We start from the raw sequence: 7,872 nt of genomic DNA, 5'->3' as shown, positions 1-7,872 counted from the left end.
GTGGTCACTGCTGTCTCAGCCATTCTGGCGGTGTCTCCCTTCACTGCGGTGTGGGATGACCTCACCGGGGCGGGTGGACAGGACAGTGAAGAGTCACGGCCTACCAGCCAGACAGGGTCCTAATCAGGTCACACCCGCCCCGGTCCTCACAGGTCACTTGGTGCAGGTGATCGACCGGAGTTCCGGGCCGACACATCTCGCCCATGACAGCACCGTCAGCCACGAAGTAAGTCAGACCCAAACCCGGTCAACCACCCACACCCATTCTCACTGCCACGAAGGGTGTAGCAACACGTCTCACCAGGCCCTTCGAGGCTCGTCGCTTGCGCTCCTCACACCTCAGGGAGCAGGGGTTATGGGCTTCTTTCGGATTAGGGAGCATGGTTCGTGGTGCTGCTGCGCGCATACCCGCGGTGTTCGGTCTACGACACCTGCCAGGCCACCGCGGCACCGATCGCCCCGGTGGCGTTCAGTGCCCAGTGCAAGGCGATCGGTGCGAGGAGGCTTGTGGTGCGTTGCCGTAACCACCCGAGCACGAAACCCGCGGCCCCGGTTGCCACGACCGCGCCTGCGATGCCGGCGATCTGTGCAACCGTCCCGGCACCCAGTACGCCGCTCAGGCCTTCGTTGCCCGCGGTGAGACCGGTCGAGGACAGGATGTGCCACAAACCGAAGGCGATCGCACCGACGACCAGCGTCGTCAACGGGGCGAACAACCGGCCCAGAACCCCTTGCAGCACACCGCGGAACAAGACCTCCTCCGGGAGAACGGTCTGCAGCGGGATGATCACGAACGCCGCCAGGAGGGCCTCGGAGGTGTCGTCGTAGCGGTCGGACAGGAAGAACTCACGCGTCGCCGGGATCGCGACCGCTGTCGAGACCACCGCCGCGACCACGAGGACCGCGGCCACGGCGACCGGGATGCCGGCGCGCAGTTCCGCACGGCTCAGGCCGAGGTCCCGCCAGCCGAGGCCGGCGAGGCGGGCGATGCCCACGGCCACGACGGCGGCAACCGGGACGATCGCCACCGACAGCGGGCCGTCCGCGAGATGCGCACCGATGTTCACCGCGACGAGGAACACGATCACCACGACCAGTAGCGCGACGTCGGTGCGACGGGACGGGGTGATTACCCGGTCGAGTCTGCCGTACCGCGCCATGGCGGTGTCGGTGAACGCGGCCGCGGTGTCGCAGAATGATTCGGTGCCAAGACCCGCGACCGTCGTCGACCGCCTCGAACGTCACCAGGTCGCCCTCTATCTCGGCGCGATCCTCGCCGGACTGTGTGCGGGACTGGCCGCACCCGGTCCCGCCGAGGGCCTCGAGTCTGCGATCACGCCGCTGCTCGCCGCACTGCTCTATGTCACCTTTCTGCAGATCCGCCGGTCCGATCTCCTGGAATCGCTGCGTGACCGGCGGTTCCTGGTCGCAGTGCTGTTCCTGAATTTCGTCGTGGCGCCTCTTCTGGTGGCCGTGTTGTCCTCAGCGCTGCCCGCCGACGACGCGATCCGTCTCGGCGCGCTACTGGTGCTGTTGTGTCCGTGCGTCGACTACGTCGTCGTCTTCGCCGGACTCGGTGGCGGGGACGCCCGACGACTCCTTGCCGCGACGCCGCTGCTGCTCCTCGCCCAGATGCTGCTGACACCGCTGTACTTGATGCTGCTGCTCGGTGACGGACGGTCGGTGATCGAGCCGGAGCCGTTCCTCTGGGCGTTCGCGGTCCTCATCCTCTGCCCGCTGGCACTCGCGTGGCTGACGCAGGCTTGGGCGGACCGGTCCGAGGCGGGTCGTCGAACCTCGGCCGGCGCCACGATGACGATGGTCCCGCTCATGGTGGCCGTACTCTTCGTCGCCGTGAGTTCCCAGGTACCTCTCGTCGGTTCGCGTTTTGCCGACATCGCCGGGGTGATCCCGGTCTACGCCGCGTTCCTCGCGATCATGGTGGCGGCCGGTGTCGCGGTGGCACACATGTTCCGCCTGGCCCCGGAGCCGTCGACGGCGGTCGTCTTCTCCGGAGCCACCCGCAACTCGCTCGTCGTCCTGCCACTCGCGCTGGCGCTGCCGGTCGGGGCGGAACTGGCTGCGGCGACGGTGATCACGCAGACACTCGTCGAACTGATCGGGATGGTCGTCCTGGTGTGGGCGTTCACTTGTGTGGCACGTCGGCGCTGAGGCCGCCGTCCATCACGAACTCGGCACCGGTCGCGTACGAGGACTCGTCGCTGGCCAGGAACACCACGAAGGTCGACACCTCGCGTGACTCCGCGGCCCGGCCCATCGGCACGGTCACCATGTCGTCGGGGATCCCCTCGGTCATCGGCGTCCGGATGAGACCCGGGTGGATGGAGTTCACCCGCACGTTGTGCGGAGCCAGTTCGAGCGCAACCGATTTCGCCAGACCACGCACGCCCCACTTGCTCGCGACATAGCCGTGCGCCCAGGGACTTCCGCGCAGGCCCTCCACCGACGAGACGTTGATGATCGAGCCACCGCCGGCGTCGATCATGAGGTCCGCGACCGCCTGGATTCCGAGGAAGGTGCCCGTCAGGTTCACGTCCAGGATCTGCTTCCACTTGTCCAGCCGGAACTTCTGGATCGTCGAACCGTTCACGATGCCGGCATTGTTCACCAGGACGTTGACCTTGCCGAACTCGTTTACCGCGGTGGACACCGTCGTCTGCCAGTCCTCGGGCGAGGTGACATCGAGGTGGACGTAGCGTGCGGCGTCCCCCAGTTCGGCGGCCAGCGCCTTGCCCTCGTCGTCGAGGATGTCGCCGATCACCACCTTGGCCCCCTCGGCCACGAGGGCCCGGGCGTGCTCGGCGCCCATGCCCCGCGAACCACCGGTGATCACTGCAACCTTGTCGTCTACGCGTCCCATGAGCGGCAACGCTACCGCGACGAGCGCGAAAATAGAACAGGTTCCACCGGAAAATGGTCTACTGAACAGACAAACGTCCGGACAGGTGTACACCACACCCCACCGGCGCCGATCGAACACAAGGAGTTCCACGCCATGTCCTTCCGGGTAGCTCTTGTCGGAACCGGCAACGTCGGCCGGTTGTGCCTCACCCAGCTGATCGAGGACCCGCGGTTCGAACTCGTGGCCGTCTGCGTGTCCACTCCTGAAAAAGTCGGTGTCGACGCCGCGACGCTCGCCGGGCTGGAGACACCCACCGGAGTCCTGGCGGTGGGCGACCTCGACGAGGTGATCGCGACGAAGCCGGATTGTGTCGTGTACTGCGCCATGGGTGACACGCGTCCGGTCGAGGCATTCGACGATGTGGTGCGCATCCTCGCCGCCGGGATCGACGTCGTCGGATCCTCCCCCAACACGCTCCAATACCCCTGGGATGTGATGCCCGCGAGGGCAATCGCCAAGATCGACGAGACCACCGCGGGCAGCGGTGCCAGCCTGTTCGTGACCGGCGTCGATCCCGGGTTCGCCAACGACCTCATCCCGTTCGTCTTCGCGGGCACCTGCCAGCACATCGAGCAGGTGCGCTGCATGGAGATCGCCGACTACGCGACCTACGACGGGGCGACCGTCATGTTCGACGTCATGGGCTTCGGCAAACCGCTCGACGAGACACCCATGCTGTTCCTGCCGGGGGTACTGGGGTTGGCATGGGGCACGACTATCCGGCAACTCGCCGCCGGTCTCGGCGTCACCGTCGACGACATCGAGGAGATCTCCGAAAGCGAGCCTGCGCCGGAGGATTTCGACATCGCGGCCGGTCACATCGCTGCGGGTACCCGCGCGGCCGTGCGTTTCGAGATCATCGGCAAGGTGGCCGGCGAACCCGTGATCGTCATCGAGCACGTGACGCGGCTTCGAGGTGACCTGCGGTCGGACTGGGCGCAACCGGCTCAGCCCGGCGGGTGCTACCGCGTCGAGATCACCGGCGAACCGTCGTACACCGTCGACATCATGCCGACGAGCCGCAAGGGTGACCACAACCACGCCGCCATCGTCGCCGCGGCCGGCCGGATCGTGAACGCCATTCCCGCGGTGGTCGATGGGCCCGCGGGACTTCGCACCACACTGGACCTTCCGCTGGTGACGGGCCCGGGGGTTCCGGCAGGCTCAACCGGCAGGTAGGGGGCTCCGCGCCCACGGAATTCGCAAACCCACCCCTTTTCCGTAAACGCACCACGCTCGGACCGGGTGGGTTCACGGAAAAGGGGTGGGTGTGTCGACTTCACACCATCCCGGCGTCGTGCATGAGGATCGCGACCTGGACCCGGTTGCCCGCGTCGAGTTTGGTGAAGATGTGCGAGATGTGCGCCTTGACCGTCGCAAGACTCATGTAGAGCCGTTCGGCGATCTCGGCGTTCGACGCCCCTCGGGCGAGTTCGACGGCCACATCACGCTCGCGTGCGGTGAGTAGGTCGACTCGTTCGACGGCGGACGAGGTCCGGTGACCGCCGCTGGTGACGACCTGTTTGATCAACGCGGCGGTCACCGAGGGACTCAGGGCCGGTCGACCGTCGAGCACCTGGTGGATGGCCGCGACGATCTCGTCGGGTGGCGTGTCCTTGAGCAGGAATCCGTCGGCACCCATCGCGAGTGCGCGGACCACGTAGTCGTCGGCGTCGAAGGTCGTGAGCACGATGATCGCGGGTGGCGAGGCCAGTGCCTTGAAGCGGCCGGTGGCCGCGATCCCGTCGAGCACCGGCATCCGCAGATCCATGAGGACGAGATCCACGGGCGCCGTGGCATGGGTGTCGAGGGCCTCCTGCCCGTTGCCCGCCTCCGCGACGATGTCGAGGCCGGCATCACCGCCGAGGAGGAGCCGGAGTCCGGAACGGACGAGGGGGTCGTCATCGACGATCATGATGCGGGCGGTCATGACTGCCACGGTAACCAGACGTGCAACAGGAACCGTTTGTCGTCGCTCACGGTCACCGACTGCCTGCCGCCGTGCAACCCGACCCGCTCGGCCAGGCCGACGAGGCCGAATCCTGGTGTGGGAACACCTGAACCCGCCGTCAGCGGTAGCGGATTCTCGACGAGCAGATCCACACCGTGCTCGGGTCCGCCCCGGATGTGCATGGTCACCGGCGCGCTCGGCGCATGACGCCGCGCATTGGTCAAGGCTTCCTGCACACACCGATACAGCGTGCGTGAGATCGCCGGGCCCAGCGAATTCACATCGATGTCGCATCGGCTGTCCACACGCATCCCCAGCCGGCGCGCCTCCTCGATCAGCGCGGCCAGGTCCGGAACCCCTTGCGGTTCCTCGGGCGCGGCGTCGCCGGGCCCCTCCCGCAGAACCCCGAGCACCTCCCGCAGCTCGGTCAACGCCAGGTGCGAGGTCTCCTGGATGGTCTGCGCCGTCTCGCGGATCTGCTCTCCGGACAGGTCCGAACGGTAGGCCAATGCGCCCGCGTACATGCTCATCGCCGAGATCCGATGCGCGAGGATGTCGTGCATCTCGCGTGCGATCCGCGCCCGTTCGAGCGAACGCGCCTGCATCACCTTCGCCTGCTGTTCGGCCTCGGAGGCCAGCGCGCGCGCCTGCCAGCTGGCGAGAAGCTCACGCCGCGAACCGATGTAGAGACCCCACGCGACCATCGCCGCCGTCGCGACCACCGTGACCGAGTAACTGACGATGACGGGATCGTTCGCCTCGGTCGGAGTGGCGAAGAAGGCGAGGGCGATGATCCCCGCGACAACGGACAACACCGCCTGCGGGATGATCTCGCGCCACCGACGCCGGGTCGACAGGGACACCATGGCGAGAATGCCCGGTCCGAGAGACGACGACGACACGATGGTCACGATGTTCGTGAACGTCGTGACCGGTACGGGATGGCTTCGGCGCCACCAGATGACGATGTAGGAGAGCACCCCGAGTGCGAGGTCGGCGACGAACCACCACCGGGCCTCGTCCCACAGGTACGACGCACGGGTGGCGAAGGTGCCGGCCGAGACGCAGAGCATCACCGCGAGCCGCCACAATCGGCCGGCCCACGTCATCGGTGGTTGGTACTGCTCAGGACGCACAACCGTCACCGTAGTCGGGCGCCGGTGGTGCCCGCGCCCTCCCGATGGGTGTCGACCCCTACGACTTTCGGTCGATACGACGCTGTCCGGAGGTCCGATGTGCGCGCCATCCGGGAACGACACGATGGACGACATGATCACAGTGAAGAATCTGACGAAGCGCTACGGCGACTACGTCGCAGTCGACGACGTGTCCTTCACCTGCCGCCCCGGGCAGGTGACCGGATTCCTGGGCCCCAACGGCGCCGGGAAGTCGACGACGATGCGGATCATCGCCGGGCTGACGCCGCCGACGTCGGGGGTGGCGCAACTCTACGGCGTCGACTACCGGTCCATCCCGAATCCCGGCACGCAGGTCGGCATCCTCCTGGACGCCTCGGCTCAGCACGCCGGCCGGACGGGCGCGGAGGTCCTGCGACTGTCGGCGATGACCATGGGCATCGGCCACGACCGCGTCGACGAGATGCTCGAGCTGGTCAGCCTCACCCCGGAGGAGGCCGGGCGACGAGTGCGCAACTACTCCCTCGGCATGCGCCAGCGTCTCGGTATCGCCGCAGCCCTGCTCGGGGACCCGAAGATCCTGATCCTCGACGAACCGGCCAACGGACTGGACCCGGCGGGCATCCACTGGATGCGAACCCTGCTGCGCGGGTACGCCGATCGCGGCGGCACGGTGCTGCTGTCGTCGCACCTGTTGCACGAGATCGAGATCGTCGCCGACGACATCGTCGTGATCGGCAACGGCCGGATCGTGGCCCAGGGCACCAAAGACGAACTGCTCGCCGGCGCCGGGACACGCGTCCGATCACTCGACGACGCGACCCTCGGCGAGGCGCTGAACGCAGCCGGGATCACCGTGCAGCGCAACGCCTCCGGCGGACTCGATGTCGAGGCCGACCCCGTCGACGTGGGCCGCGCCGCGGCCGCCGTCGGCGTCGTCCTCACCGAGCTGCGGCCCGCGGACGGCGCCTAGCTCGAGGCGATGTTCCTGCAGCTGACCGCGGACACCCAGCGTGAACACACCACACTCGAAGGAGCAGCCCGATGACCCTCGCCGACTTCGGCACCCCCGTGCCGCACACCGACGTGATCGACGTCGAGCGCCCCGGAATCCCGTTCTCCCGACTCGTCCGCGTCGAACTGCGCAAGCTCGTCGACACGCGTGCGGGTTTCTGGCTGACCGCCTCGATCGGAGTCATCGCGGCGATCGTCGTGATCGCGATGCTCATCGCGAACCGCAACAGCCCCGAGAACCTCAACCTCGGACAGTTCTTCGGGATGATGAACATCCCGACCGCCATCATCCTGCCCATCCTCGCGATCCTGCTCGTGACCGGGGAGTGGAGCCAACGCACCGCGCTGACGACATTCACCCTCGAACCCCGACGGCAGCGCGTCGTCGGAGCGAAGCTGGTGGCGGCGCTCCTCACCGCCGTCGCGGCGGTCGCGGTCGCGCTCATCCTCGGCGTCATCGGCAACGGGATCGCCGGTCTGGCGTTCCCCGATCCCGCCGGCTCCTGGGACCTCACGCTCGCCGGGTTCGTGAATTCGTTTGTCTCGCAGACCTTCGGCTTGCTGCTCGGTTTCGGCTTCGCCGCCCTGATCCTGAACACCCCGGGCGCGATCGTCGCCTACTTCGCGCTGCCCACCGCTCTGACCGTGGTCAGCCAGCTGGTCCCGTGGTTCAAGGACAACCTCGGACAGTGGGTGGACACCGGCCTGACGAATGTGCCCTTTCAAGAGGGCGACTGGGCGACCGGGGGCGAATGGGCGAGGATGCTCGTCTCGGCAGTGATCTGGATCGGACTGCCCCTGGCGTTCGGGGTGCTACGTATTCTGCGGTCCGAGGTCAAGTAACGGAC

7 protein-coding genes and 1 pseudogene are annotated in these 7,872 nt (G+C 67.3%); 4 read left to right on the top strand and 4 right to left on the bottom strand.

Going from position 1 to position 7,872, the window contains the following annotated elements; genetic code table 11:
* Positions 1–422: 422 nt before the first annotated feature.
* A complete protein-coding gene (locus tag A9310_RS06455) occupies positions 423–1,160 on the bottom strand; it encodes a CPBP family intramembrane glutamic endopeptidase (protein ID WP_065629869.1) in 738 nt (245 codons plus the stop codon).
* A 25-nt stretch (positions 1,161–1,185) separates the two neighbouring features.
* On the opposite strand from A9310_RS06455, the gene A9310_RS06450 reads away from it, so the two are divergent.
* Positions 1,186–2,172, top strand: a complete 987-nt coding sequence (locus tag A9310_RS06450) for an arsenic resistance protein (protein WP_065629886.1) — start codon at positions 1,186–1,188, stop codon at positions 2,170–2,172.
* On the opposite strand, the gene A9310_RS06445 is transcribed toward A9310_RS06450, so the two are convergent.
* Positions 2,147–2,881 carry a glucose 1-dehydrogenase gene (locus A9310_RS06445; protein WP_065629868.1) on the bottom strand — a complete coding sequence of 245 codons (735 nt, stop codon included), beginning with the start codon at positions 2,879–2,881 and terminating at the stop codon, positions 2,147–2,149. The genes A9310_RS06450 and A9310_RS06445 overlap by 26 nt on opposite strands.
* A 135-nt stretch (positions 2,882–3,016) precedes the next feature.
* Between A9310_RS06445 and A9310_RS06440 the strand changes: the two genes are divergently transcribed.
* A complete protein-coding gene (locus A9310_RS06440) occupies positions 3,017–4,102 on the top strand; it encodes a diacylglycerol kinase (protein ID WP_065629867.1) in 1,086 nt (361 codons plus the stop codon).
* Positions 4,103–4,202: 100 nt separating this feature from the next.
* On the opposite strand, the gene A9310_RS06435 is transcribed toward A9310_RS06440, so the two are convergent.
* Both A9310_RS06435 and A9310_RS06430 read right to left on the bottom strand, forming a co-directional pair.
* Complete coding sequence (locus A9310_RS06435; protein ID WP_065629866.1) at positions 4,203–4,853, bottom strand: response regulator transcription factor; 651 nt, start codon at positions 4,851–4,853, stop codon at positions 4,203–4,205.
* Positions 4,850–5,983, bottom strand: a complete 1,134-nt coding sequence (locus tag A9310_RS06430; RefSeq protein ID WP_254661186.1) for a sensor histidine kinase — start codon at positions 5,981–5,983, stop codon at positions 4,850–4,852. Before A9310_RS06430 ends, A9310_RS06435 begins: the two co-directional genes overlap by 4 nt.
* Positions 5,984–6,143: 160 nt before the next feature.
* Between A9310_RS06430 and A9310_RS06425 the strand changes: the two are divergent.
* Positions 6,144–7,058, top strand: a pseudogene (locus A9310_RS06425) (ABC transporter ATP-binding protein).
* Positions 7,055–7,867 carry an ABC transporter permease gene (locus A9310_RS06420; protein ID WP_055475417.1) on the top strand — a complete coding sequence of 271 codons (813 nt, stop codon included), beginning with the start codon at positions 7,055–7,057 and terminating at the stop codon, positions 7,865–7,867. The pseudogene A9310_RS06425 and the gene A9310_RS06420 overlap by 4 nt, the downstream one beginning before the upstream one ends.
* The last annotated feature ends 5 nt before the right edge of the window (positions 7,868–7,872 follow it).

It is taken from the genome of Gordonia sp. UCD-TK1 (assembly GCF_001691435.1).
GTDB lineage: Bacteria > Actinomycetota > Actinomycetes > Mycobacteriales > Mycobacteriaceae > Gordonia > Gordonia hongkongensis.
Note: the sequence above shows the minus strand (reverse complement) of the source record. Positions and strands in the feature narration are given on the sequence as shown.

What these genes read in the sequence shown, in the direction of transcription:
- A9310_RS06440 (WP_065629867.1), top strand. Translation starts at nt 3,017, where the DNA reads ATGTCCTTCCGGGTAGCTCTTGTCGGAACCGGCAACGTCGGCCGGTTG.
- A9310_RS06435 (WP_065629866.1), bottom strand. Translation starts at nt 4,853, where the DNA reads ATGACCGCCCGCATCATGATCGTCGATGACGACCCCCTCGTCCGTTCC.
- A9310_RS06420 (WP_055475417.1), top strand. Translation starts at nt 7,055, where the DNA reads ATGACCCTCGCCGACTTCGGCACCCCCGTGCCGCACACCGACGTGATC.
- A9310_RS06445 (WP_065629868.1), bottom strand. Translation starts at nt 2,881, where the DNA reads ATGGGACGCGTAGACGACAAGGTTGCAGTGATCACCGGTGGTTCGCGG.
- A9310_RS06430 (WP_254661186.1), bottom strand. Translation starts at nt 5,983, where the DNA reads ATGACGTGGGCCGGCCGATTGTGGCGGCTCGCGGTGATGCTCTGCGTC.
- A9310_RS06455 (WP_065629869.1), bottom strand. Translation starts at nt 1,160, where the DNA reads ATGGCGCGGTACGGCAGACTCGACCGGGTAATCACCCCGTCCCGTCGC.